Origin of the sequence: Pseudomonas sp. NEEL19 (assembly GCF_028751975.1) — a bacterium.
GTDB lineage: Bacteria > Pseudomonadota > Gammaproteobacteria > Pseudomonadales > Pseudomonadaceae > Aquipseudomonas > Aquipseudomonas juntendi.
In genome coordinates this window covers 4,791,089-4,815,491 of the sequence record NZ_CP081491.1, presented here as the reverse complement: position 1 = coordinate 4,815,491, position 24,403 = coordinate 4,791,089, and the positions used below count along the sequence as shown (strand labels likewise).

20 protein-coding genes and 1 riboswitch are annotated in these 24,403 nt (G+C 63.9%); of the genes, 13 read left to right on the top strand and 7 right to left on the bottom strand.

Annotated elements, in window-relative coordinates; all coding sequences use genetic code 11:
• The first annotated feature begins 86 nt into the window (after nucleotides 1-86).
• The 7 genes from K4A76_RS21440 to K4A76_RS21410 all read left to right on the top strand — a co-directional run bounded on the left by K4A76_RS21440 (nucleotide 87) and on the right by K4A76_RS21410 (nucleotide 8,161).
• Nucleotides 87-923, top strand: coding sequence for a 23S rRNA (adenine(2030)-N(6))-methyltransferase RlmJ (locus K4A76_RS21440; protein ID WP_054914014.1), 837 nt, complete (start codon nucleotides 87-89; stop codon nucleotides 921-923).
• 237 nt (nucleotides 924-1,160) lie between these two features.
• Complete coding sequence (locus K4A76_RS21435) at nucleotides 1,161-2,918, top strand: carbamoyltransferase family protein (RefSeq protein WP_054906200.1); 1,758 nt, start codon at nucleotides 1,161-1,163, stop codon at nucleotides 2,916-2,918.
• Nucleotides 2,902-4,032 (top strand): glycosyltransferase, encoded by a 1,131-nt coding sequence (locus K4A76_RS21430; RefSeq protein ID WP_029887218.1) that lies wholly within the window; start codon nucleotides 2,902-2,904, stop codon nucleotides 4,030-4,032. Before K4A76_RS21435 ends, K4A76_RS21430 begins: the two co-directional genes overlap by 17 nt.
• Nucleotides 4,032-4,928: an antimicrobial resistance protein Mig-14 gene (locus tag K4A76_RS21425; RefSeq protein ID WP_009681351.1), complete on the top strand. Its 897-nt coding sequence runs from the start codon at nucleotides 4,032-4,034 to the stop codon at nucleotides 4,926-4,928. The genes K4A76_RS21430 and K4A76_RS21425 overlap by 1 nt, the downstream gene beginning before the upstream one ends.
• Nucleotides 4,925-6,328: a PIG-L deacetylase family protein gene (locus K4A76_RS21420; RefSeq protein ID WP_274411103.1), complete on the top strand. Its 1,404-nt coding sequence runs from the start codon at nucleotides 4,925-4,927 to the stop codon at nucleotides 6,326-6,328. The genes K4A76_RS21425 and K4A76_RS21420 overlap by 4 nt, the downstream gene beginning before the upstream one ends.
• A 37-nt stretch (nucleotides 6,329-6,365) precedes the next feature.
• Complete coding sequence (locus K4A76_RS21415) at nucleotides 6,366-7,322, top strand: glycosyltransferase family protein (protein ID WP_029887216.1); 957 nt, start codon at nucleotides 6,366-6,368, stop codon at nucleotides 7,320-7,322.
• A 65-nt stretch (nucleotides 7,323-7,387) separates the two neighbouring features.
• A complete protein-coding gene (locus K4A76_RS21410) occupies nucleotides 7,388-8,161 on the top strand; it encodes a glycosyltransferase family 2 protein (protein WP_274411102.1) in 774 nt (257 codons plus the stop codon).
• Between the two features lie 86 nt (nucleotides 8,162-8,247).
• On the opposite strand, the gene K4A76_RS21405 is transcribed toward K4A76_RS21410, so the two are convergent.
• A complete protein-coding gene (locus tag K4A76_RS21405; RefSeq protein WP_009681346.1) occupies nucleotides 8,248-8,853 on the bottom strand; it encodes a hypothetical protein in 606 nt (201 codons plus the stop codon).
• 215 nt (nucleotides 8,854-9,068) lie between these two features.
• Here K4A76_RS21405 and msbA point away from each other — a divergent pair, with 215 nt between their 5' ends.
• Together msbA and hldE are read left to right on the top strand one after the other, a co-directional pair.
• A complete protein-coding gene (gene msbA / locus K4A76_RS21400; protein ID WP_009681345.1) occupies nucleotides 9,069-10,877 on the top strand; it encodes a lipid A export permease/ATP-binding protein MsbA in 1,809 nt (602 codons plus the stop codon).
• 130 nt (nucleotides 10,878-11,007) lie between these two features.
• Nucleotides 11,008-12,429, top strand: coding sequence for a bifunctional D-glycero-beta-D-manno-heptose-7-phosphate kinase/D-glycero-beta-D-manno-heptose 1-phosphate adenylyltransferase HldE (gene hldE / locus K4A76_RS21395; protein WP_009681344.1), 1,422 nt, complete (start codon nucleotides 11,008-11,010; stop codon nucleotides 12,427-12,429).
• 155 nt (nucleotides 12,430-12,584) lie between these two features.
• On the opposite strand, the gene K4A76_RS21390 is transcribed toward hldE, so the two are convergent.
• The 4 genes from K4A76_RS21390 to K4A76_RS21375 all read right to left on the bottom strand — a co-directional run bounded on the left by K4A76_RS21390 (nucleotide 12,585) and on the right by K4A76_RS21375 (nucleotide 16,044).
• Nucleotides 12,585-13,553: a metal ABC transporter ATPase gene (locus tag K4A76_RS21390; protein WP_274411101.1), complete on the bottom strand. Its 969-nt coding sequence runs from the start codon at nucleotides 13,551-13,553 to the stop codon at nucleotides 12,585-12,587.
• 52 nt (nucleotides 13,554-13,605) lie between these two features.
• On the bottom strand, nucleotides 13,606-14,418 hold the full coding sequence (locus K4A76_RS21385) for an aldo/keto reductase (RefSeq protein ID WP_029887211.1): 813 nt from the start codon (nucleotides 14,416-14,418) through the stop codon (nucleotides 13,606-13,608).
• A complete protein-coding gene (locus K4A76_RS21380) occupies nucleotides 14,415-15,590 on the bottom strand; it encodes an NAD(P)/FAD-dependent oxidoreductase (RefSeq protein ID WP_009681341.1) in 1,176 nt (391 codons plus the stop codon). Before K4A76_RS21380 ends, K4A76_RS21385 begins: the two co-directional genes overlap by 4 nt.
• A gap of 121 nt (nucleotides 15,591-15,711) precedes the next feature.
• Complete coding sequence (locus tag K4A76_RS21375; RefSeq protein WP_009681340.1) at nucleotides 15,712-16,044, bottom strand: DMT family transporter; 333 nt, start codon at nucleotides 16,042-16,044, stop codon at nucleotides 15,712-15,714.
• Nucleotides 16,045-16,129: 85 nt separating this feature from the next.
• Between K4A76_RS21375 and K4A76_RS21370 the strand changes: the two genes are divergently transcribed.
• Together K4A76_RS21370 and waaA are read left to right on the top strand one after the other, a co-directional pair.
• Nucleotides 16,130-17,020, top strand: coding sequence for a LysR family transcriptional regulator (locus K4A76_RS21370; protein ID WP_009681339.1), 891 nt, complete (start codon nucleotides 16,130-16,132; stop codon nucleotides 17,018-17,020).
• 11 nt (nucleotides 17,021-17,031) lie between these two features.
• Nucleotides 17,032-18,303: a lipid IV(A) 3-deoxy-D-manno-octulosonic acid transferase gene (waaA, locus tag K4A76_RS21365; RefSeq protein WP_274411100.1), complete on the top strand. Its 1,272-nt coding sequence runs from the start codon at nucleotides 17,032-17,034 to the stop codon at nucleotides 18,301-18,303.
• A 153-nt stretch (nucleotides 18,304-18,456) separates the two neighbouring features.
• Here waaA and K4A76_RS21360 read toward each other — a convergent pair whose 3' ends face one another.
• Nucleotides 18,457-19,893: a TolC family outer membrane protein gene (locus K4A76_RS21360; protein WP_125854904.1), complete on the bottom strand. Its 1,437-nt coding sequence runs from the start codon at nucleotides 19,891-19,893 to the stop codon at nucleotides 18,457-18,459.
• A gap of 161 nt (nucleotides 19,894-20,054) precedes the next feature.
• Nucleotides 20,055-20,161: riboswitch (TPP riboswitch) on the top strand.
• A 156-nt stretch (nucleotides 20,162-20,317) separates the two neighbouring features.
• On the opposite strand from K4A76_RS21360, the gene thiC reads away from it, so the two are divergent.
• Nucleotides 20,318-22,198, top strand: coding sequence for a phosphomethylpyrimidine synthase ThiC (thiC, locus tag K4A76_RS21355; RefSeq protein WP_274411099.1), 1,881 nt, complete (start codon nucleotides 20,318-20,320; stop codon nucleotides 22,196-22,198).
• A gap of 137 nt (nucleotides 22,199-22,335) precedes the next feature.
• On the top strand, nucleotides 22,336-23,619 hold the full coding sequence (gene cytX, locus K4A76_RS21350) for a putative hydroxymethylpyrimidine transporter CytX (RefSeq protein ID WP_274411098.1): 1,284 nt from the start codon (nucleotides 22,336-22,338) through the stop codon (nucleotides 23,617-23,619).
• Here cytX and K4A76_RS21345 read toward each other — a convergent pair.
• A complete protein-coding gene (locus K4A76_RS21345) occupies nucleotides 23,588-24,334 on the bottom strand; it encodes an RsiV family protein (protein WP_009681333.1) in 747 nt (248 codons plus the stop codon). The genes cytX and K4A76_RS21345 overlap by 32 nt on opposite strands.
• Between the last annotated feature and the right edge of the window lie 69 nt (nucleotides 24,335-24,403).

Here is a 24,403-nt window from a genome sequence, read left to right as displayed (position 1 = left end):
CCCGCAAAGAAGCCGCCGCCGACCGACAGCCAGGCCTGACGCCGCCTGCAAGGCGAGGTAAACTTGCCGCCTTCGCAGGAGTTGCCATGAACTATCGTCACGCCTTCCACGCCGGCAACCACGCCGACGTCCTCAAACACATCGTGCTGACCCGCCTCATCGCCCTGATGTCGCGCAAGGAGCAGCCGTTCGCCTACATCGATACCCACGCAGGGCTTGGCCTGTACGACCTGCAGGGCGACCAGGCAAGCCGCACCGGCGAGTATCAGCAAGGTGTGGCCCGCCTGTGGAACCGCGATGACCTGCCGGCCATGGCCGCTGACTACCTGCGCGTCATCAAGCGTTTGAACGCCGACGGCGAGCTGCGCTACTACCCTGGTTCGCCTGAGCTGGCCCGGCGTTTGATGCGCCAGCAGGACCGTGCCCTGCTCAATGAGAAGCACCCGGAAGACGGGCCGCTGCTCAAGGAGAACATGAAGAAAGACCCGCGCGTTACCGTGCACCTGGGTGAAGGCTGGCACGTGCCCCGGGCCTTGCTGCCCGTGCAGGAAAAGCGCGCGATCATGCTGATCGACCCGCCGTTCGAGCAGGCCGATGAGCTCAAGCGTTGCACCACGGCCATGAAAGAGGCCATTGGGCGCATGCGCCAGACGGTTGCAGCCATCTGGTACCCGATCAAGGACCAGCGTTCGTTGACACGCTATTACCAGGACCTGACCAGCACCGGCGCACCTAAGCTGCTGCGGGTGGAGCTGTATGTGCACCATCAGGACAGCCCTCAGGGGCTCAATGGTTCTGGCCTGGCCATCGCCAACCCGCCGTGGGGGCTGGAAGACGAGCTCAAGGAGTTGCTGCCGTGGCTGGCCAAGGAGCTGGCGCAGACTGCCGGTAGCTACCGCATGGACTGGCTGATCGCCGAGTAGGCTGCACCTCGATCCCTTGTAGGAGCGGCCTTGTGTCGCGATAGGGCCGCAAAGCGGCCCCGGCAATTTCTGCCGCGAAGCTGAGAAACTGGGGCCGCTTCGCGCCCCTTTCGCGACACAAGGCCGCTCCTACAACGACCGCGCAGTTCGTGATCTTTGCGTTATAATCCCGCCTTTTAGTCGCCACCCGCCCAAGCGGCCGCTGGCGCATCTCTACCGAATGAAGAGGCTAATCCCTTGGCATTGACGATTCTTGGCCTGTCCGGCGCCCTTAGCCATGACCCTTCCGCGGCCCTGTACATTGATGGCAAGCTGATTGCCGCCGCCGAAGAAGAGCGCTTCGTGCGTGACAAGCATGCGAAGAACCGCATGCCCTACGAGTCGGCGAAGTTCTGCCTGGAGCAGGCAGGCATCAAGCCATCCGACGTCGACGTGGTTGCCATCCCGTTCGCGCCCATCAGCCTGTTCGGCAAAGCGCGCTGGCACTATGCCAAGCGCTACTGGTACGCCCCGGATCGCGCCCTCGATGCCATCCTGATGGGCAACCGCCGCTACAAGCGCTACCGCAAGAAGATCGTCTGGTGCCTGGAGCAACTGGGCTTCGACCCGAAAAAGATCAAGATCGAGCCGGTCGAGCACCACCTGGCCCATGCTTCCAGCGCCTATCACTGTTCGGGCTTCAAGGAAAAAACGGCCATCCTCGGCATCGACGGTAAAGGCGAGTACGCCACCACCTTCTTTGGCTACGGCGAAAACGGCAAGATCCACAAGATCAAGGAATTCTTCGACCCAGACTCGTTGGGTGGCCTGTACGGTGCCATTACCGAGTTCCTTGGTTTCGAGATGCTCGATGGCGAGTTCAAGGTCATGGGCATGGCGCCGTATGGCGATGCCAGCAAATACGACTTCTCGCGCCTGGCCAGCTTCGAGAACGGTGAACTGGTGATCAACACCGAATACGCCAACGTCATCGGCCTGCGCCGCCATAAAGAAAAGGGCAAGGGCTTCTACTTCTCGCCCAAGCTGATCGAGTGGCTGGGGCCCAAGCGCGAAGGCGATATCGCCGACGAGCCGTACATCCATTACGCGGCCAGCATGCAGGCGTTGTTCGAGAAGATCGCCCTGCAGATGATCGACCACTACCTGGGCGACACCCTGCGCGAAACCGGCAAGCTGGCGTTTGCCGGCGGCTGCGCGCTGAACGTCAAGCTCAACCAGAAGATCATCGCCCGCCCGGATGTCAAAGAGCTGTTCGTGCAGCCGGCTTCCGGCGACGCCGGTACTGCGGTTGGCGCTGCGGCCTACGTGTCCCACGCCCGTGGCGTACCGGTCGAGAAGATGGAGCACGTCTACCTCGGCCCGTCCTATTCCAACGAGGACGTGATCGCTGCCTGCGCTCGGCACCCGAATGCACCGGCGTGGCGCAAGCTCGACGACATGCCGCAGCGTATCGCCAAGATCATGGTCGATGGCAACCCGGTGGCCTGGTTCCAGGGCCGCATGGAGTTTGGCCCGCGCGCCTTGGGCGGGCGTTCGATCATCGGTTGCCCGAGTGTGCCGGGCGTCGCCAACCGTATCAACGAGCAGATCAAGTTCCGCGAGCGCTGGAGACCTTTCTGCCCGTCGATGCTCGACACTGTCGCCCCGCAGATGATCAAGGTCGATCACCCGGCGCCGTTCATGACCTTCACCTTCGAAGTGGCTGAAGAGTGGAAAACCCGTGTGCCGGAGGTGGTCCACGAGGACGGTACCTCGCGTGCCCAGGTGCTCAAGCGCGAGTACAACCCGCGCTACTACGACATGATGAAGGCGCTCGAAGACCTGACCGGCAACGGCGTGTCGCTGAACACCTCGCTGAACCGCCGTGGCGAGCCGATGATCTGCTCGCCGACCGACGCCCTGAACATGTTCTTCGGCTCGGACCTGCAATACCTGATCATGGAAGACATCCTAGTTGTGAAGGACGGCGCTGCCGCCTATGACCAGCCGCTCTGAACCGCGCATCCTGCAGTTCTGCCATGGCTATGACGGGCCGTTTCTGGACTGTGCCCGTCAGTACGCCAGCCTGTTCCAAGGCCGTGGCTACCGGGTGACCACGGTGTTCCTCACGGGTGCCGCCGACCCGCAAGTAGCGGCGGGTTGCGCCTCGGACGAGGTGTTGTTCCTGGGCTTCAGCTCCAAGGCCGTGCGTGGTCTCAAGCTCGGCGCGATCCGCGCCCTGCGGCGGATTGCGGCCGAGCGCAATTTTGCGTTCTGCATCGCCCACCGCTTCAAGCCGATCTATGTGGCGTTGCTGGCTACTGGCCTGCCGGTGATCGGCGTGCACCATGCCTTTGGTGACTATCAGCGCAAGGGGCGGCGCATTTTCGCCAACCTGTTCGGCAAACGCCTGAGCCTGCTCGGGGTGTCGGATGCCGTACGCGACGACATGCGTCGTTGCTTGCCGCAGTGGCCGGCCGAACGCATCCAGACGCTGTACAACCGTATCGACATCGAGGCCCTGCAGGCGGCCCAGGTGCCGCGCGCCGAGGCGCGGCAGGCGCTGGGCCTGGATGCGCAGGCATGGATCGTCGGCAATGTCGGCCGGCTGCACCCGGACAAGGACCAGGCCACGCTGTTGCGCGGTTTTGCCCAGGCACTGCCTGGGCTGCCGGCCGGCGCCCGGCTGGCGATCCTTGGCAAGGGGCGGCTGGAAGGCAAGCTCAAGGCCCTGGCTGGCGAACTGGGTATTGCCGGGCAGGTCGACTTCCTTGGCCAGGTGCCGGACGCGCGCCGTTACTTCCGGGCTTTCGACGTGTTCGCCCTGAGCTCCGACCATGAGCCGTTCGGTATGGTCCTGCTCGAGGCCATGGTAGCCGGGGTGCCCGTGTTGGCCACCGCCTGTGGCGGTGCCCGCGAGGTGGTCGAGGGCGTTGGCGTGCTGTTCCCGCTGGGCGACCCCGGGCAGTTGGCCCAGGGCCTGGAACATATGGCCGTGCTCGACGGGCAGCAGCGCCAGGCCTGTGCCGAACACATGCTGCAACGCCTGCGTGAGCGCTTTTCCGACCAGGCCGTGCGCGAGGCTTTCTGGCAACTGCCGCAGGTGCGTGCGCTGGTGGGGCAGGGGTGATGCTCAATCGTATTCAGGCTTGGCGCGAACGCGGCTGGCAAGTGATCGACGCCCACGCCTATGCCCAGGCGTGGGCCCGCTTTGGCGGCAGTGTTGCGACTCACCCGCTGGTGGTCGAGCAACTGGCTGACCTGGCGCAGATACCCGTGCGCTACCTTGGCTGGCACCAGAATGGCGAGCTGAAAGCCGCCATTGCGACCTGGGGGCGCCACCTGGCGCTGTCCAAGGACGTGCTCAAACGCGCCGGCAAGAAAGCCCTGTTCGACCTCGGCAACGCCGAAATCATCCTGCCGGCCGCACCCGATGCCGGCGCACCGCTGCGTCACAGCGTGCGCTACCTGTCCGAACTGAACCAGGGCCGCTTCAGCGGGCTCAAGGTGCAGAAGGAACAGCTGGCCATGGCCCGCGCGCACGAAGACCTGTCGAAGAAATTCCGCTACAACCAGCGCCGCGAGCTGCGCCTGCTGGAAGAGGCGGGCGGGGTGGTGCGCCCGATCAGCGCGTTCAGCGCACAGGAAATCGCCAGCATGTACTGCGACCTGTTCCAGCGCCGCTGGGGCTTCCCGGCCACCGGTGCCGAGCGCATGGCCGATGTGCTGGAGCGGCTGCGTGAGCTGCTGATCGGCTCGGTACTGCTGCTGGACGGCAAGCCGATAGCGATCCAGCTGGTGTACCGCGTCGAGGCACCGCAGTGGGTCAGCGTGGAGTACATCAACGGCGGTGTCGACCCCGAAACCAAGGCCTTCAGCCCAGGTAGCGTGTTGAGCTTCCTCAACACCCAGGCGGCCTGGGACGATGCCCGAGCGCGCAACAAGCCGCTGCGGTTCTCGTTCGGTCGTGCCGACCGCGAGTACAAGGAGCGTTGGTGCAACCCCGTGCCGGTGTACCAGGCATGAGTCGCAAGCAGCAGTTGCTCAAGCGCCACCGGCGCAACAAACGCCTGGCGCTGCTGGCTGGGCTGGCCGGGCTGGTCGCCTTGGGCCTGGCCACCTGGTGGTGGCTGCCGCTTTTGCTGTTGCCGCTGCTGTGGGCTGCGCATGAGGCGTGGTTTGCCGACCATCTGTTCTACACCCCGGGCGAAGATTACGCCTACGACTTCGGGGAGCACACCCGGCCCGTGGCCGCGCGCTTGCAGGCCGGTCTGCTCAAGGCCGACTGCGTGCTGCAGGGCGGGGAAACCCTGGTGCTCGAACTGCACATAAAAAGCAGTTGGCTGGGGCGTTTTCTCGATCCGCGGGTCGAACTGCTGGCGGGCGAGCAGGCTGACCAGCAAACCTTCGAGCGCGGTGTCGCCGGCTTGCGTTATCTCAACCTCACCGGCCTGGCCGCGCCCCTGCAGGCCGGCACACTGCGCTTGCGTGGCCGGCATTGCCGGCTGCTGGGCCAGCCGCGCTTGTGGATAACCCCGGCGGTCGAACTGCAACGGCGGCGGGTAATGGTGATTGCCCCCCATGCCGATGACGCCGAGTTGGCCGCCTACGGGCTGTACAGCCAAGCGCAGGAAGCCTGGGTGGTCACGCTGACCGCCGGTGAAATCGAGGCCGAGCATTATCGGCAGATGGGCCTGGGCAAGGCCGAAGCCGCTCGCCTGAAAGGTCGCCTGCGCGCCTGGGACAGCATTACCGTGCCGCGCTGGGCCGGGGTGGCGGAGTCTCGTTGTGTGCAGTTGGGCTACTTCTGCCTGCAATTGCCTGCCATGCAGGCGGCGCCCGATCGGCCTGCGGTGTCTCGTGAAGCCGACATGGCCGATATCCGCCCGTTCCGCCAGTTCAACCCGTTCCCGCTGCCCGCCGACCAGGACGGTGCCCCTACCTGGCACAACCTGTTGGCCGACTTGCGGGCTGTGCTCGAGTTGGCCAGGCCCGAAGTGCTGGTGCTGCCGCACCCCCAGCTGGACCCGCACCCCGATCACGTCTGCGCCCGGGCCGCGGTGCTCGAAGCCTTGCAGGGGCTGGCCTGGAAGCCACAGACCCTGCTGTGCTACGCCAACCACCTGCATGACAACGATCGCTGGCCAATGGGCGATAGCGGTGACGGCGTGGCGTTGCCGCCGCAGTTGAGCGCGGATCAGGCCTGGGCCCCCTGCAGCCTGGTACTGGACCTTGCCAGCCAGCGTGACAAGGCGATGGCGCTGGGCATGATGCACGACCTGCAACCGCCAGCCCCCTTCAAGCGTCGCCTGCGCCGCTTGCTGCAACGGTGGCTGGCCGGTCGCCGCCCGTCGCCTTATGGGGAGAACGAGTTCTTCCGCAAGGCGGTGCGCCGGCATGAGCTGTTCTGGCGGCGTGAGCTGTAAAACTGACCGCGTTGGCGCAGAGCGCCCAAGGAACATGATGAAAGTCCTATTTCTGGTACAGAAGGAACAGCGCGCGATCCTGGATCGCCTGTACGACGGCGTCGCGGCCAACTGCGAATGCGACCTGCGCTGGTTGACCAGCGAAGACCAACGCAACCTGCGCCGCTACTTCAAGCGCCACGTGCAGGTCGAGCGCTATGACCGCATTGTTTTCTTTCTGCGCTTCAAGCAGGAAATCCGCCAGGTCGCGTTCATTCGTACCGTGCCGAACCTGGTCATACTCGAGCACGACGCCTACCAGAACTACATCCCGTGCAAGTACACCGGCAAGTTCAGCGCCCACTACCGGCAACTGCCCTGGGCGCGTGTGATCAGCTCTGGCTACATGGTCAGCGAGCGCCTGCGCCAGGAAGGCTTCGATGCGGTATTCGTGCCCAAGGGTTATGACGAGCAGTTGCTGGCTGACCAAGGGCGCGAGCGCGATATCGAACTGGCCTTCGTCGGCAGTGTCAACAGCGTGGCGTACAGCGGCCGCAAGGCGCTGCTGGACGAGTTGGGGCAGGTCGAGGACCTGCTGGTAACCCGCACCAAGTCGGGCGAAGACTATTGCAACACGCTCAACCGAATCCGGTTTTTCGTCAGCGCCGATGTCGGCATGGGCGAATACATGATCAAGAACTTCGAGGCCATGGCCTGCGGCTGTGTACTGCTGGCCTATGACCAGGGCGAGCAGGAAAACCGTGCGTTGGGTCTACAGGACATGCACAACGTGGTGTTGTATGACACCATCCCGACCCTTCAGGCCAAGCTGCGACGCTTGCGTGCCGAGCCTGAGCTGGCGCGGCAGATTGCCGAAAACGGCCGCCATCTGGCGGTTTCCCGTTTCAGCTTCGGCGCTGTAGGCCGTAGCATCGTCGAGCACATGCGCCCAGCGCTCAGGCCCCGCCCGCCATTATCAGCATGGCAGCGGCTGCGCCTGAAGCTGGGCTTCTAACATAAGAGCTTTGGCGCCCAGGAACGGGCGTTGAAAGCCGACAGTCGCAACGCGGGGGGAGTCCGGTGCGCTTTTCAAATGAGAGTGATGTCACGCTTGTCGTGACCAGTTGTGGGCGGTTCGACCTGCTCAAAGACACCCTTGAGAGTTTCGATCGCTACAACACGGCGCCCATACGCGAGGTATTCATCACCGAAGATTCAGGTGACGATGCCGTGCATGACGCTGTGCCAGAGCACTGGAAACCGCACTGCAAGGTGTTCGTCAACCGGCCCAAGCTAGGCCAACTAGCGTCTATCGACCTGGCCTACAGCCACGTCAAGACGCCTTACATCTTCCACTGCGAGGACGATTGGCACTTCTATCGCCAAGGCTTCGTCGAGGACTCGCAGGCCATTCTGGCTGCCAGCCCCAACCTGCTGCAGGTGTGGCTGCGCAGCCATGCCCACGACCTGGCCGTGCACAGCCCGTACATTCACCTCGGGGATCGTCAGGTGATCGCCGGCGTGCCGTGCTACCCCCTGTTGTCGGACAAGGCCGAATGGCAGGCGTTTTCGTTGAACCCCGGCCTGCGGCGGTTGAGCGATTACCAGCGCTGTGCGCCATTTGCCGCCTATGCTGGAGAAAAGGCGCTTTCCCGGCGTTATGCCGAGTTAAATCTGACAGCGGTCACCTTGGAAGGTGATGCAGTATTGCACACTGGGTTTGGCAATCACGTGACCCTGCCCATTGAAGTGGAGCGCAAGGCCAAGCGCCGTCAGCGTGACCGGATGAAGCTGGCATTGACGCTGGTGGCCGGGGCCTTGATCGGCGCAGGTATTACCGTTTTTGTACAGTAACAACGCACTCATGCCCGCGATTGCCCGCAGCAAGCCCCCCCCCGACAACGTCGATTGATGCTGGCCGAGCGATGTCTCGGCTGACCTCAACGCGCGAGCAGGGCGCCCTCGAATGCAGCGAGGGGGAAGCGCTCGCCGAGGTTTTCCCGCTCTATGTAACGCACCATGTGCTGCACGTTGCGCCGGATCATGCGCGCTGACAGCGGCGGCCGCAGGAAGCGCATGTCGGCTACGTCGATCAGGCCCAGGCGCTGGTCAGGGGTTACCACCACGTTGCCCAGGTGCAGCGAGCGGAAATACACACCGCTGCGGTGCAACTGGCGGATCAGTTCGATCAGGCGCGGCAGGTAGATATCCCAGCTGAAACCTTCATCCCGAGACATTTGCAGCAAGGTGCGCCCCGGCAGAGGGCGATACAGCACCGCGGTGCGGCCTGGCATGTCGAGCTTGTGTTGGCTGATCACCTCGAGGGTGGGAATGCCCAGTTGTGCCAGGCGCGCAGCGTTGTCGACGAAGCGCTGCGAGTAGGGGCGCAGCAGTGCAGATGAAATCAGACGTTTTCTACGAAAAACCTTGAGGAAATTACCATCTGCGAGCAGGTAGACTTTGGCGCCATGGCTGTCTGCCTCAAGCACCTGGGCGCCGTGTGTCAGCTGGTCGAAGTCGACCTGGTTGAGCCGCGAGCATTGCATGAATAGGGCCTTGTCGTCTGGCGAGCAAAATGACCGGCAATAATGCCGAAAATAATGCGGTAGCACCATGCATGGTGTCTTCGATTCATCGGGTAGGAAACAGGTTCGCCCACACAGCCCTGTAGCTCGGCCTTGCGATGATGCTGCCATGGGGGCGTGCCGAAAATGACGCCTGTGGTAAAATTTCCGGTTCAACCTGAACAGCGAGCTTGATAATGGCCGAAACACCGCGACCGGCGGAGCACACATCCAGCCTGAAGATCTACTTCCGGCTGCTGGGCTATGTGAAACCCTACGTCGGTATTTTCCTGCTGAGCATCATCGGTTTCGTGATCTTCGCCTCGACCCAGCCGATGCTGGCCGGCATCCTCAAATATTTCGTCGATGGGCTGAGCAACCCCGAAGCGGTGTTGTTCCCCAACGTGCCGTACCTGCGCGACCTGCAATTGCTTCAGGCCGTGCCGCTGCTGATCATCCTGATCGCCGCCTGGCAAGGCCTGGGCTCGTTCCTTGGTAACTACTTCCTGGCCAAGGTCTCCCTGTGCCTGGTGCACGACTTGCGGGTGGAGTTGTTCAACAAACTGCTGGTGTTGCCTAACCGCTACTTCGACAACCACAACTCCGGGCACTTGATTTCACGCATCACCTTCAACGTGACCATGGTTACCGGCGCTGCCACCGATGCCATCAAGGTAGTGATCCGCGAAGGCCTGACCGTGGTGTTCCTGTTCGCCTACCTGCTGTGGATGAACTGGCACCTGACCCTGGTGATGGTCGCCATCCTGCCGGTCATCGCGGTAATGGTCAGCGTCGCCAGCAAGAAATTCCGCAAGCAGAGCAAGAAGATCCAGGTCGCCATGGGCGACGTCACCCACGTTGCCTCTGAAACCATCCAGGGCTATCGCGTGGTCCGCAGCTTCGGTGGCGAGGCCTATGAGGAACAGCGTTTCGGCAAGGCCAGCCTGAGCAACACCGACAAGCAGCTGCGCATGACCAAGACCGGTTCGCTGTACACGCCGGTGTTGCAGCTGGTTATCTACACCGCCATGGCCGCGTTGATGTTCCTGGTGCTGTTCCTGCGGGGCGAGTCCACCGCCGGCGACCTGGTCGCCTACATCACTGCTGCCGGCCTGTTGCCCAAGCCGATTCGCCAGTTGTCGGAAGTCAGCTCGACCATCCAGAAGGGCCTTGCAGGTGCCGAAAGCATCTTCGAGCAACTGGACGAAGCCCCTGAGCTGGACACCGGCACGGTCGAGAAGGAGCGCGTGGAAGGGCACCTGGAAGTGCGCAACCTCAGCTTTACCTACCCCGGTACCGACCGCGAGGTGCTGAGCGACATCAGCTTCACTGCCGAGCCCGGGCAAATGATCGCCCTGGTTGGCCGCTCGGGCAGTGGCAAGTCGACGCTGGCTGCGCTGATCCCGCGCTTCTATCACCACAGCAAAGGGCAGATTCTGCTCGATGGCGTGGAGATCGAGAACTACCGCCTGCGCAACCTGCGCCGCCATGTGTCGCAAGTGACCCAGCATGTCACCCTGTTCAACGACACCGTGGCCAACAACATCGCCTACGGCGACCTGGCCGGCGCCCCGCGCGCAGACATCGAAGCCGCTGCGGCCGATGCCTACGCCAAGGAGTTCGTCGACCGTCTGCCGAAGGGCTTCGATACTGAAGTGGGTGAAAACGGCGTGCTGCTGTCCGGCGGTCAGCGCCAGCGCCTGGCAATTGCCCGTGCACTGCTGAAAAACGCCCCACTGCTGATTCTCGACGAGGCCACCTCTGCCCTGGACACCGAGTCCGAGCGGCATATCCAGGCGGCGCTGGACCACGTGATGCAGGGGCGGACCACGCTGGTCATCGCCCATCGCCTGTCCACCATCGAGAAGGCCGACCAGATCCTGGTGATGGATCAGGGCCGGTTGGTGGAGCGCGGTACCCATGCCGAGTTGCTTGCGGCAAATGGCCATTATGCCCGCCTGCATGCCATGGGCCTGGATGAGCCGGCCAAGGCCGACATCACCTGAACCCTCCTTGATCGGGGCCGTCATGGCCCCGATTGTCACGGGAATTTTCCATGGGCTATCTGGCCGTAAAGCCATTGACGACCCTGTGCTAATATCCTGCCCCTGTTCATTATTTCCATATGGGTTGCCCATGAAGTTGTCCATGCCGCGTTTCGATCAAGCCCCGGTACTGGTGGTCGGCGATGTCATGCTCGACCGCTACTGGCATGGCGGTACTTCGCGTATTTCGCCCGAGGCGCCAGTGCCGGTGGTCAAGGTCGATCAGATCGAGGATCGCCCCGGCGGTGCGGCCAACGTTGCCTTGAACATTGCCGCGCTGGGCGCACCCGCGTCGCTGATCGGCGTCACCGGCCAGGACGAGGCCGCCGACAGCCTGGCCAACAGCCTGCAGGCTGCCGGTGTGCGCTCGGTGTTCCAGCGCATTGCCCACCAGCCGACCATCGTCAAGCTCCGGGTCATGAGCCGACACCAGCAACTGCTGCGTATCGATTTCGAAGAGCCCTTCGCCACCGACCCGCTGTCGCTGGCCAGCGAGGTCGACAACCTGCTCGAGGGGGTCAAGGTGCTGGTCTTGTCCGACTACGGCAAGGGTGCGCTGAAAAACCACCAGGCCCTGATCCAGGCGGCCCGGGGCAAGGGCATTCCGGTGCTGGCCGACCCCAAGGGCAAGGATTTTTCCATCTACCGTGGCGCCAGCCTGATCACCCCCAACCTCAGCGAGTTCGAGACCATCGTAGGTCGATGCGTCGATGAGGGCGACCTGGTCGCCAAGGGTTTGCAGCTGCTTCAGGACCTGGATCTGGGCGCCTTGCTGGTCACCCGTGGCGAGCACGGCATGACCCTGCTGCGCGTTGGCCAGCCAGCGCTGCATTTGCCGGCGCGGGCGCGCGAAGTGTTCGACGTTACCGGGGCTGGCGATACCGTCATCTCCACCCTGGCCGCCGCGATTGCCGCCGGTGAGGACTTGCCCCACGCAGTGGCCCTGGCCAACCTGGCGGCAGGTATCGTGGTCGGCAAGTTGGGTACCGCCGCCATCAGCGCCCCTGAACTGCGCCGTGCGATCCAGCGTGAGGAAGGCTCCGAGCGCGGTGTGCTGGGCCTGGAACAGCTGCTGCTGGCCATCGATGACGCGCGGGCGCACAAGGAGAAAATCGTTTTCACCAACGGTTGCTTCGATATCCTGCATGCCGGGCACGTAACCTACCTGGAGCAGGCGCGGGCCCAAGGCGATCGCCTGATCGTGGCCGTCAACGACGATGCTTCGGTCAGCCGCCTGAAAGGGCCGGGCCGGCCGATAAACAGCGTCGACCGGCGCATGGCCGTGCTGGCCGGGCTGGGTGCGGTGGACTGGGTGATCAGCTTCTCCGAGGGTACCCCGGAGAACCTGCTGAGCCAGGTCAAGCCGGATGTGCTGGTCAAGGGGGGAGACTACGGCATCGACCAGGTGGTCGGCGCCGACATCGTCAAGGCCTACGGCGGCACCGTGAAGGTGCTGGGGCTGGTCGAGAACAGCTCGACCACGGCTATTGTCGAGAAGATCCGCAAGCACTGATCGTTCACTGGCCTGTGTAGGAGCGGCCTTGTGTCGCGAAAGGGCTGCGTAGCAGCCCCAGGATTCCACTGCAAACGCACAAATAGCTGGGGCTGCTGCGCAGCCCTTTCGCGACACAAGGCCGCACCTACAGGGGCCACGCAGGCTTCAGAATCTTATTTGTGAAGTGAGGTGCGCGCCCGCTGCAGCAACGCCCGCGCCTTGTCGCCGAAACGTTGCAGGCGTGAGGCCCGCGCCGGCTTGCTTTCCACCAGGCCTTGCTGCTTGACCCAATCCCTCCAGCGCACCCGCTCGTCCGCCACTACCCAACCTTCCTGCTTGGCAAAGCTTTCGGCCAGGTAAAGGCCGCGCGTACTCGCTGGCACCAATTCGTCCTTCTTCAACGTGTACAGCTCTGCCAGCGGTTGGCCGTCCTGCAACGGCATCAGGTACAGGTCAGGGCGCTTGCGGTTGAGCCTCGCCACCAGTTGGTCGCCTTCCAAACGCTCGTCAACGTGGAACAAGCTGAGTTTCTTGGCGTCCCGCGGCACCTGCAAACGCATGTCATAGATCAGTTGCAACGACGCAGTGGGCAAGTGCACATAGGCCCGCGGCCGCTCCAGCAGGGGCAGCTGGCCACAGTGTACGGGCCGGGCGGCACCGGATTGCGGGGCCAGCACGAAGTGCGGGGTTTCGCGGTAGTGCAGGGCGGCAGCGTAGGGGACGGGTAGCCAGGTGTCGTTGAAGCGCCCGCCCAGCCAGCCTTCCGGCGTTTCCAGCAGGCATTCTTCGGCTACTTCCTGCACGGCAGTATGCAGGGGCAGGTTCAGCTCCTGCGCCGGCACGTAGCCGGAAATCAGTTTCAGTACCACATCGCCCCGGTCTTGCCGGCGCTGGCGCACCAGCACCCAGTAATCGCGGTTCTGCCAATGCAGCGTCAGGCGCACCGATACGCCCAGGTTTGCTAGTTCGGCCACGAAGCGCTGCGGGTCGGGCAGTTCGATGGCTTTGCGCCGCTGTTGGGTCTGGGCGAAATTCAGCGGCATGCCGATGCTCTGGTAAATCAGCCCTTCGGCGCTCGCCTCGACGTGCAATGGCAGTGTCTTGAAGTTGCTCGGGTTCTTGCGGATCAGCGTTCGCGCCACGAGGCTCCTCCTTGCGTCGGGTCAGTTTCCAGGCCCAGGGGCCGTGGGTAACTCAGTGCTGGCCCAGAATACGGGCAACGGTGGCCACGTTATGGGCCAGGTGCAACGGGTTGATGGTGCCGACGATAGCACTGCTGACGCCCGGGTGGGCGAACAGCAGTTCGAAACTGGCCTTCACAGGGTCGACACCCGGCGCCAGGCAAAGGTGCCCGCTGGCCAGCGCCTTTTTCACCAGGATGGCCTTGCCGTGCTCGGCAGCGTAGTCCAGCACCGGCCGTTCTGCCTGCTCGCTGAGGTTGTAGGTGACCATGGCGCAATCGCCTTGCTCCAGGGCTTTCAGGCCGCCGGCGACGGTTTTGCCGGACAGGCCGTAGCCAAGGATCTTGCCCTCTTGTTTGAGCGCGGCCAGCGTCTGGTACACCTCTTGCTGTTCAAGAATGGCCAGGTCGTTGCCGTCGGAATGCACCAGCACCAGGTCGATGCGGTCGGTTTCCAGGCGGCGCAGGCTGCGCTCCACCGAGCGGCGGGTGTGGGCGGCGGTGAAATCGAAATGTGACTGGCCGTCGTCGAATTCTTCCCCGACCTTGCTCACGATCACCCACGCGTCGCGCTGGCCGCGCAGCAGCGGGCCCAGGCGTTCCTCGCTGCGGCCATAGGCGGGGGCGGTATCGATGAGGTTGATGCCCAGTTCACGGGCCTGGGCCAGCAGCATGCGGGCTTCGTCGTCGCTGGGGATGGTGAACCCATTGGGGTATTTCACGCCCTGATCGCGGCCCAGCTTGACCGTACCCAGGCCGAGTGGCGAAACCTGAAAGCCGGTGCTGCCCAGCGGGCGGTGCAAACCGTGCAGGGTGGGCAGGCTCATGGCAGCAGGCGCTCCCAGGCCGGCACACCCAGCACCGGCCGAGGCAGGTCGCCTAGCTCGGCATGCGCCTGTGGGCGGATCCCGTCGCGTTGCAGGTGGCTGATGACGCGGTCGCTGAAGTCCGGTGCCAGCGCCAGTTTGGTCGGCCAGCCCACCAGCAGGCGGTGTTGCTCGGCGAGGAAGGCGTTGTCCGGGCGTACCAGGCCGGACTGTGCCGGTTCTGCGCGGTCGACCCGCAGTGTGGCCCAGTGCAGTTGGCTTTGGTCGACCCAAGGCAGCAGGCTGGCGATTTCCTTCTGGGCGGCGGCTATTTGTGCCGCGGGCTCGCGGGCGACGCCATCGGCTTCGGCCAGGTCGCCACCCAGGTACCAGACCCACTGGCCATCGGCCGCGGGGTGGGTGGTGATGGTGACCCTGGGCTTTGGCCCACTGCCCAGGCAATGTGCGTACAGCGGTTTGAGGTTGGCGCCTTTGGCCAGCACCATGTGCAACGGGCGGGTTTGCATGGCCGGCTGCTGCAGCCCCACGGCATGCAGCAGGTCGGCGGTGCCGGCGCCGGCGCTGAGTACGATGCGTTGCGCACGGATGTCACGGCCGTCCACGCGCAGGCCGACCAGTTCTTCACCTTCGCGCAGCGGTTCGATGTGCTCGCCAGCCAGCAGGCTGTCACCTGCCAGTTCGGCCAGGTTGGCCAGCAGGCTGGGCACGTCGATGACCAGTTCAGCCAGGCGGTAGACCTTGCCTTTGAACGCGCGGTCTTGCAGGGCGGGTGGCAGTTGCTCGCCCTTTACCTGATCGACCCGGCCGCGCACGGCCTTGCTGGCAAAGAAGCTGGTGAGGTTGCCGGCCAGGGTGCCTGGCGACCACAGGTAGTGGGCATCGGACAGCAGGCGGGTGCCGGCAAGATCCAGCTCGCCGCTGCCGCTCAAGGCTTCGCGCCAGCGGCGCGGCATGTCGGCAATGGCTTCCGACGCGCCGGTCAGGGCACCGTGCAGGGCGTACTTGGTGCCGCCATGGATAATGCCCTGGGACTTGATAGTCTGCTCACCGCCAAGGCTGGCGCGCTCCACCAGCACTGTCGAATACCCCATGCGGCGCAGGCGTGCGTTGAGCCAGAGGCCTGCGACCCCGGCGCCGACGATCAGCACGTCAGTGGAAATGGCAGATGGCATGGCGGTACCTCGAAGACTGGGACAGCTGGCAAGTATACAGGGTATCCCCCAGCGGGCCCTACCGCCGGCAAACCCGGCCAGTGCTACCCCGTGGGCGCTGGCTTGCCTCGCGGGGCACAGCTCAATGCCCGGTGGTCTTGGAGAACAGCTGAATCACCACCACCCCGCCGACAATCATCGCCATCCCCAGCATCGCCGGCACATCCAGTTTCTGCCCGTAGATTACCAGCGCCGCCACGCTGATCAGCACAATGCCCAGCCCCGACCAGATGGCATAGGCAATACCCACCGGAATGCTGCGCACCACCAGGGTGAGCATCCAGAACGCAATGCCGTAGCCCACCACCATCAGCAGCAGCGGCAACGGCGTGCTCAAGCCTTTTACCGCTTTCATCGAAGCGGTGGCGATGACTTCGGCGCAGATGGCAATGGCGAGATAGGTGTAGGCATTCATGGTGGGATCCTCCGGTTCTGGCGGGCATTCTAGGCTCAACCTGGATGCGGTAAAGTCATTACCTATCAATTTTGGAGATAGGCCAATGGCCGAGCAGTGGAACCTCGAACAACTGCGAACCTTTGTGCGCGTTGCAGAATTGCGCTCGTTCTCTGCCGTGGCCCGTGAACAGCGCAAGGCCCAGTCGGCGATCAGCAGCGCGGTCGCCTTGCTGGAAACCGACCTGGGCGTCACCCTGTTCGAGCGCAGCAGTGGCCGGCAGCCGAAACTGACGCAAAACGGCAGCGCGCTGCTGGAAGATGCCCGTGAACTGCTGCGCCAGTGCGAACGCCTGGATGGCCGTGCGCTGGCGTTGATGCGCGGGCAGGAGGCCTTGCTGCGCGTGGCGCAGGACGAAGCCATGCCCTACCAGCCGGTGATTGACAGCCTCGATGAATTGGCCAGCCGCTTTCCGCTGCTGGAGGTGCAACTGGCCAGCGGGGCCCAGGGTGATGTGGCGCGCAAACTGGTCGAGCGGCGCGCCGACCTGGGGCTGTTCTTTCACCACGAGAGCATCCCGGCAACCCTGGAGCGGCGCGCCCTGGGCAGCGTGGAAATGGTCACGGTCTGTGCGGTCGACCACCCGCTGGCGGGTCGTGGCCGGGTTACTCGCCAACAGCTGGCCCGCCATCGTCAATTGCTGATCACCCCGCAGCAAAGCGGTTACCCCGGTGGCGAGGCCATCAGCCCGCAGGTGTGGCGTGCCGACAGCTTCTACGTCCTGGCGGAGCTGTTGATGCGCGGCCTGGGCTGGGCCTGGTTGCCACGGCATGTCGTGCAGTACCCCACATACCAGACGCACATGGTGGAGCTGGACAGTGAGTGGCGCCCACCGGCGTTGGTGGCGGAACTGGCCTGGCGCCGTGATGAACCCCTGGGCCCTGCTGCGCAATGGTTGGCCGAGCGCTTTGCAGTGCACTTGCGCGCGATCGGGTAAACTCCGCTGCCATGAACAGAACCCTCTATACCTTGCTCTTTCACCTGGGCCTGCCGCTGGTCGCGCTGCGCCTGTACCTTCGCGCACGCAAGGCGCCGGCCTATGGCCAGCGTATCGGCGAGCGGTTTGCCTTCAGGCTGCCGGCCATGCGCCAGGGCGGTATCTGGGTGCACGCGGTGTCGGTCGGCGAAAGCATTGCCGCGGCGCCTATGGTGCGCGCCTTGCTCAAGGCCTACCCGCAACTGCCGATCACGCTCACCTGCATGACCCCTACCGGTTCCGAGCGCATTCGCGCCATGTTCGCCGACGAACCCCGTGTGCAGCACTGTTATCTGCCCTACGACCTGCCGTGGGCGGCGGGGCGCTTCCTCGACCATGTGCAGCCGAAACTGGGCATCATCATGGAAACCGAGCTGTGGCCCAACCATATTCATCAGTGCGCCAAGCGCGGTATTCCGGTGGCACTGGCCAATGCCCGCCTCTCTGCGCGCTCGGCCCGTGGCTATGGGCGCTTTGCCAGGCTGACGCGGCCGATGTTGGCGGAGATGAACCTGATTGCCGTGCAGACCGAAACCGAGGCGCAACGCTTTCGTGAGCTGGGCGCCCGCCCGCACTGCGTGCAGGTGACCGGCTCGATCAAGTTCGACCTGAAGGTCGATGAGCAGCTGTTGCCACGGGCTCGGGTGTTGCGCGAGCAATGGGGCGCTACGCAGCGCCCGGTGTGGATTGCTGCCAGCACCCATGAGGGGGAGGATGCGCTGGTGCTGCAGGCGCATCAGCAGTTGTTGCACGTGCATGGCGATGCCTTGCTGATCCTGGTGCCGCGCCACCCTGAGCGGTTCAATGCGGTGCATGCGCTTTGCAGCGAACGGTTCAGCACCGTTCGCCGCTCCACTGGCGCGCCCGTCGACGCACAAACCCGGGTATTGCTGGGCGACACCATGGGCGAATTGCTGTTTCTGTATGCGCTGGCCGATATCGCCTTCGTGGGCGGCAGCCTGGTGCCGACCGGCGGGCATAACCCGCTGGAGCCGGCAGCACTGGCCTTGCCGGTGATCATGGGGCCGCACGTGTTCAACTTCCTCGAAATCAGCGCAATGCTGGTAGAGGCAGGGGCGTTGCAGCAGGTGGACGATGCCGACGGGCTGGCCGAGGCCGTGCGGCGGTTGGTCGAGTTACCGCAGGATGCCCAGCGCATGGGTGCGGCGGGCAGGGCGGTGATGCAGGCCAACCAAGGTGCATTGCAGCGCTTGCTCGATGGGCTGGCTGCGCTAATGCGCTGATATTCGCAGCGGCGCGATACCTGTAGGAGCGGCCTTGTGTCGCGAAAGGGCCGCACAGCGGCCCCGACAATCTTGCGGTCGTGCGAAAATCCCGGGGGCGCTGCGCCCCCTTTCGCGACACAAGGCCGCTCCTACACCGCGTGCTCCCTGAGTTCAAGGGCGGCGCTCGAAGTTCTTGGCTGCAGCAGCCGCCAGATCCGGTGGCAAGAAGTCCTTGTCCGGGTTGTAGTCGGCCTTCAGGTACCGCCCCAGGTCCTGTAAATCCTGCGGGCTCAGGGTGCCTGCGGCCTGCTTGAGGCTCAGGTTGTCGAGGATGTAGTCGTAGCGGCTGTTGTTGTAGTCGCGCACCGAAGTGTACAGCTGGCGCTGGGCATCGAGCACATCGACGATGTTGCGGGTGCCGACCTGGTAGCCGATTTCAGTCGCTTCCAGTGCGCTCTGGTTGGAAATGATCGACTGCTTGCGTGCCTGGACCTGTTCCACGTCGGTGTTCACCGCGCGGTGCAGGTTGCGGGTGTTCTCCACCACCTGGCGGCGCAGGCTCTCGCGCTGCTGTTCGCTCTGGCTCAGGCGCTGGTAAGCCTCGCGTACCTGCGAGCTGGTCAGGCCGCCGCTGTAGATCGGGATGTTCAGTTGCAGGCCGATACTGGTCTGCTCGACGTCGCCGCTGTAGCGAACGTTCTGTTGGGGAGCAGGGTTGGTGAAGCCGAGGCTGTCGTTGTCACCCTTCTGGTATTTGGCCACCGCATCCAGGGTGGGCGCATGGCCGGCCTTGCGTTGGCGCAGGGTTTCTTCGGCGGCAGACACCGCATAGTTGGTCGCCAGCAGGTTGAGGTTCTGGCGCCCGGCCGTTTCCACCCAGGCCTTGGCATCGTTCGGCGTAGGTACCTGCACTGGCAGGCTATGCACCACACCCTGGATCGAGCTGTACTCTCGGTTGGTCAGCGTTACCAACGCTTCGAAGGCATCCTGTACCTGGCGTTCGGCGATGATCCGGTTGGCCCGGGCAGTGTCGTAGCCGGCCTGCGACTGCAGCACGTCGGTCTTGTCCGACAGGCCGACATCGAAGCGTTCGTTGGACTGGTCGAGCTGGCGCTTGAACGCGGCTTCCTCAGCCTTGGTCGCGGCCAGGTTGTCCTGGGCGCGCAGCACGGCAAAGTAGCTTTGGGCTGTTTGCAGGATGAGGTTCTGCTCAGTGGCCGACAGCTCCAGGGCGGCTTGTTCGTTGACCGCCTCGGCGGCCTGCAACTGGAACCAGCGGTCGGCGCGGAAAATGGGCTGGGCCAGGGTTGCACTCCAGGCGTTGCCGCTGCGGTTGGAGGTAATCGACGGCTCGTCCAGCTTGGTGCGGGTATTCATCATCTCGGCCCCGGCCGACAGGTTCGGCAGCAAGCCGGCGCGGGCCTGCGGTACCACCTCACGGCGTGCTCCGTAGTCGGCGCGTGCTGCTGCCAGGTCGGCGTTGTTGTCGACCGCTTCCTGGTACACGCTGACCAGGTCGGTCTTGACCGTCTGGGGCGCGTCCGCTGCCCAGGCCACTCCGTTGGACGCACAAGACACGGCTATTGCCAGTGAGAGTTTGCGCAGCATAAAGGCAATCCTTGTACGAAATTGAATTACTGAACCGTTGAGTATTTGGCGATGCGCCAGTTTAGTGCCATGTGCCCCCCGGCAACAATCGCCGGGCGCGCCTTTCATCATCTGCGCAGAAACCCGCTTGGCTTTGCCGACCACAGCAGTCTAGACTGCGCAGGTTCTTGTCGGGGTGCCTTGAAGCAAAGGCTGAGATCGCAGAGGTGCGGATCCCGTTGAACCTGATCAGGTTAGCGCCTGCGTAGGGAACAAGATTGCTCGCCTTCCCGGGGAGCCTCTTGTGCCAGGTCCGGGATTGTCACAGCTGCATGCAGCTTCAAGGCACCCCCATATCCGGCACTGCATCCACTAATGGATGCGTCCGCGCCATTCAGGTTCACCCCGACATTCCACTGCTAGGAAGCCGTCTGGAGAGCCTGTGATGACCCAACAAGAAAAAACGTTCAACCTCAGCGAATCGGCAAAAGTCGATCAGCAGTCCGTGCAGCCGTTCCCGCGTTCGCGCAAGGTCTATGTGCAGGGCTCGCGCCCGGATATCCGCGTACCCATGCGGGAAATCAGCCTGGCCGACACGCCGACCGATTTCGGTGGCGAGTCCAATGCCCCGGTACTGGTCTACGACACCTCCGGCCCCTACACCGATCCCAGTGTGATCATCGACGTGCGCAAAGGCCTGGCCGACGTGCGGTCGGCCTGGATCGACGCGCGTGGCGACACCGAGCGCCTGGCCGGGCTGAGCTCCGACTTCGGCCAGCAGCGCCTGAACGACGCCGAGCTGGCCAAGCTGCGTTTTGCCCACGTGCGCAACCCGCGCCGGGCCAAGGCCGGCGCCAATGTTTCGCAAATGCACTATGCCCGCCAGGGCATCGTTACCGCCGAGATGGAATACGTGGCCATCCGCGAGAACATGAAGCTGCAAGAGGCGCGCGCCGCTGGCCTGCTCGACGCGCAACATGCCGGGCATAGCTTTGGTGCCAACATTCCGAAAGAGATCACCCCCGAGTTCGTGCGCCAGGAAATTGCCCGTGGCCGTGCGATCATCCCGGCCAACATCAACCACCCGGAGCTGGAGCCGATGATCATCGGCCGTAATTTCCTGGTGAAGATCAACGGCAATATTGGTAACAGCGCCCTGGGCTCGTCCATCGAGGAAGAGGTGGCCAAGCTGACCTGGGGCATCCGCTGGGGGTCGGACACGGTCATGGACCTGTCCACCGGCAAGCACATCCATGAGACCCGCGAGTGGATCATCCGCAACTCGCCGGTGCCGATTGGTACCGTGCCGATCTACCAGGCCCTGGAAAAGGTCAACGGGGTGGCCGAAGACCTGACCTGGGAGCTGTTCCGCGACACCCTGATCGAGCAGGCCGAGCAGGGTGTGGATTACTTCACCATCCATGCCGGGGTGTTGCTGCGCTACGTGCCGCTGACCGCCAAGCGGGTCACGGGCATCGTCAGCCGTGGCGGCTCGATCATGGCCAAGTGGTGCCTGGCCCATCACAAGGAAAACTTCCTCTACACCCACTTCGACGAAATCTGCGAAATCATGAAGGCCTACGACGTCAGCTTCTCGCTGGGCGATGGCCTGCGCCCCGGCTCGATCGCCGACGCCAACGACGCTGCGCAGTTCGGTGAGCTGGAAACCCTTGGCGAGCTGACCAAGATTGCCTGGAAGCATGACGTGCAGTGCATGATCGAAGGCCCTGGCCACGTGCCGATGCAGCTGATCAAGGAGAACATGGACAAGCAGCTGGAATGCTGCGACGAGGCGCCGTTCTACACCCTCGGCCCGCTGACCACCGATATCGCCCCGGGTTATGACCACATTACCTCGGGCATTGGTGCGGCAATGATCGGCTGGTTCGGCTGCGCCATGCTCTGCTACGTGACGCCCAAGGAGCACCTGGGCCTGCCGAACAAGGATGACGTCAAGACCGGCATCATCACCTACAAGATCGCCGCGCATGCTGCCGACCTTGCCAAAGGCCACCCCGGCGCACAAATCCGCGACAACGCCCTGTCCAAGGCGCGCTTCGAGTTCCGCTGGGAAGACCAGTTCAACCTCGGCCTCGACCCTGACACTGCCCGCGCCTACCACGACGAGACGCTGCCCAAGGAGTCGGCCAAGGTCGCGCACTTCTGCTCAATGTGCGGGCCGAAGTTCTGCTCGATGAAGATCACCCAGGAAGTGCGGGAGTACGCCGCCAAGATCGAAGCCGTGGACGTCACGGTCGAGCAAGGCATGCGTGAGCAGGCCGAGCGGTTCCGCCAGGAAGGCAGCCAGCTGTACCACAAGGTCTGAGAACGCTGGGGCCGGCTCCCGCAGGAACCGCACCAGGCTCAAGGCCAGGGCGTTTTTTGTGGGAGCGGCCTTGCGTCGCGATACGAGGACGAAGTCCTCGCCAGGAACACCAACAACATTGCCGGCGAGCGCCAACCATGACATCACCCAGCCCGTTCTCCCCCGACCACCCGGTCCCCACCCACCAGCGCATCTTCGGCGCGCGTGACCTGTTCTCCCTCTGGTTTTCCCTGGGCATCGGCCTGATGGTGCTGCAAGTCGGCGCCATGCTCGCGCCGGGCCTGGGCCTTGCTGGCGCCGTACTGGCCATTGCCCTGGGCACCGGCGTGGGCGTGCTGTTGCTGGGCGCCGCCGGGGTCATCGGCAGTGACACCGGCCTGTCGGCCATGGGCACCCTGAAGCTCAGCCTGGGCAGCCATGGCACGCGCTTGCCGGCGGTGCTCAATTTGCTGCAACTGGTGGGCTGGGGGGCGTTCGAGATCATCGTCATGCGCGATGCCGCTAGCCTGCTGGGCGCACGTGCGTTCGGTGAGCACAGCGCCTGGAACAGCCCGATGCTGTGGACCCTGTGCTTTGGTGCCCTGGCGACCTTGCTGGCGGTGAGCGGGCCACTGGCATTCGTGCGCAAGGTGTTGCGCGCCTGGGGTATCTGGTTATTGCTGGGCGCCTGCGTCTGGCTGACCTGGAACTTGTTCGCCAAGGCCGACCTGGCTGAGTTGTCGGGGCGCGCCGGGGATGGCTCTATGTCGCTGGCAGTAGGCTTCGACATCGTCATTGCCATGCCGCTGTCGTGGCTGCCGCTGATCGCCGACTATTCACGTTTCGCCCGCAATGGCAGGCACGTGTTCGGCGGTACCGTGCTGGGCTACTTCATCGGCAATACCTGGCTGATGAGCCTGGGCGTGGCCTACACCCTGGCCTTCGCCGCCAGTGGCGAAGTCAACGCGTTGTTGCTGGCCTTGGCTGGCGCCGGCATGGGGGTTCCGTTGCTGCTGATTCTGCTCGACGAGTCGGAAAAGGCATTCGCCGACATCCACTCGGCGGCGGTCTCCACCGGGGTGCTGCTGCCGTTGAAGGTGGAGCACCTGGCACTGGCCATCGGCGTGCTGTGCACCCTGATCGCCTTGCTGGCGCCATTGGCTCAGTACGAGAACTTCCTGTTGCTGATCGGTTCGGTGTTTGCGCCGCTGTTCGGCGTAGTGCTGGTCGACCACTATGTAGTGCGTCGCCGTGGCCTGCCGGTACAGGTCAAGGGTTTGCACTGGCAGGCGCTACTGGCCTGGTTCGTGGGGGTGGCGGCCTACCACCTGATTGCCGCCAATGCACCCGAGCTGGGCGCCACCCTGCCAGCATTGTTGCTGGCAGGGGTGCTGCACGGGCTGTTGAGCCTCAGCCGCGGCCGGGGAACAGTTCAGGCTTGAGCACGCCATTGAGGCGCGGGTAAGGGATCTTCAGTTCCACGTGACCCATGGAATAGGGCGCGATGGCATAGACCTCGTACTTGACCACCAGTGCGCCGTACGTCAGGGCGATGTGCGGCGACTTCTTGAACGGCCAGGTCTTGACGAACTCGGCGTCCTTGTCCATGCCCACGCTCATCAGCCAGGCGCGGTGCGACTCTTCGACGGTTTTCCAGAACGTCTCTTCCTGGCCAGGCAGCAGCATGTCCTGCAGGGTCAGCACCTTGTCCAGCTTGCGGGAGTAGTTGATGAAACCACGCCCAGGCATGCCGTGTGCGCCACCGCTGTCCAGGTAGCTGGAAAGTTCGATGATCACCAGGCCGTCATGCTGCTCGCGTACCTTGGCTTGCAGGTAGCTGCTGTTACGTTTGTCGGCACTGGCCAGGTATTGCTGTTCATAGGCCTGCAGGGTGGCCGGCGCGGTGCCATGCTGATTGTCTTCGGTCAGTTGCAGCAAGCGCTTTTCGACGATGCCGTCAAGCTTGGGCAGGGCCGGGAAGTGCACCATGTCGATGTTCACCAGCGGGCAATCGCTTTCGCTGCAACCGGGTTTTACATGCTCCCAGGCGTCGCGTTTGACCTCAAGCGGGGTCCGGTAGTTGGGCGTGAACAGGCTCTGGCAGGCGCCCAGAGCGAGTGCCAGCACGGCCACGGAAGTCAGTTTGACAATGGTCATGATGATCCTTGCAAAAACAGGGAAAAGTCGGCCTTTGACCGTCTGCGCGGCCTTCGGTTCGCCACTAAG

Coding starts and splice junctions, on each gene's coding strand:
- K4A76_RS21440 (WP_054914014.1), top strand. CDS start 87: ATGAACTATCGTCACGCCTTCCACGCCGGCAACCACGCCGACGTCCTC.
- K4A76_RS21430 (WP_029887218.1), top strand. CDS start 2,902: ATGACCAGCCGCTCTGAACCGCGCATCCTGCAGTTCTGCCATGGCTAT.
- K4A76_RS21425 (WP_009681351.1), top strand. CDS start 4,032: ATGCTCAATCGTATTCAGGCTTGGCGCGAACGCGGCTGGCAAGTGATC.
- K4A76_RS21420 (WP_274411103.1), top strand. CDS start 4,925: ATGAGTCGCAAGCAGCAGTTGCTCAAGCGCCACCGGCGCAACAAACGC.
- K4A76_RS21415 (WP_029887216.1), top strand. CDS start 6,366: ATGAAAGTCCTATTTCTGGTACAGAAGGAACAGCGCGCGATCCTGGAT.
- K4A76_RS21405 (WP_009681346.1), bottom strand. CDS start 8,853: ATGCAATGCTCGCGGCTCAACCAGGTCGACTTCGACCAGCTGACACAC.
- msbA (WP_009681345.1), top strand. CDS start 9,069: ATGGCCGAAACACCGCGACCGGCGGAGCACACATCCAGCCTGAAGATC.
- hldE (WP_009681344.1), top strand. CDS start 11,008: ATGAAGTTGTCCATGCCGCGTTTCGATCAAGCCCCGGTACTGGTGGTC.
- K4A76_RS21385 (WP_029887211.1), bottom strand. CDS start 14,418: ATGAGCCTGCCCACCCTGCACGGTTTGCACCGCCCGCTGGGCAGCACC.
- K4A76_RS21380 (WP_009681341.1), bottom strand. CDS start 15,590: ATGCCATCTGCCATTTCCACTGACGTGCTGATCGTCGGCGCCGGGGTC.
- K4A76_RS21375 (WP_009681340.1), bottom strand. CDS start 16,044: ATGAATGCCTACACCTATCTCGCCATTGCCATCTGCGCCGAAGTCATC.
- K4A76_RS21370 (WP_009681339.1), top strand. CDS start 16,130: ATGGCCGAGCAGTGGAACCTCGAACAACTGCGAACCTTTGTGCGCGTT.
- waaA (WP_274411100.1), top strand. CDS start 17,032: ATGAACAGAACCCTCTATACCTTGCTCTTTCACCTGGGCCTGCCGCTG.
- K4A76_RS21360 (WP_125854904.1), bottom strand. CDS start 19,893: ATGCTGCGCAAACTCTCACTGGCAATAGCCGTGTCTTGTGCGTCCAAC.
- thiC (WP_274411099.1), top strand. CDS start 20,318: ATGACCCAACAAGAAAAAACGTTCAACCTCAGCGAATCGGCAAAAGTC.
- cytX (WP_274411098.1), top strand. CDS start 22,336: ATGACATCACCCAGCCCGTTCTCCCCCGACCACCCGGTCCCCACCCAC.
- K4A76_RS21345 (WP_009681333.1), bottom strand. CDS start 24,334: ATGACCATTGTCAAACTGACTTCCGTGGCCGTGCTGGCACTCGCTCTG.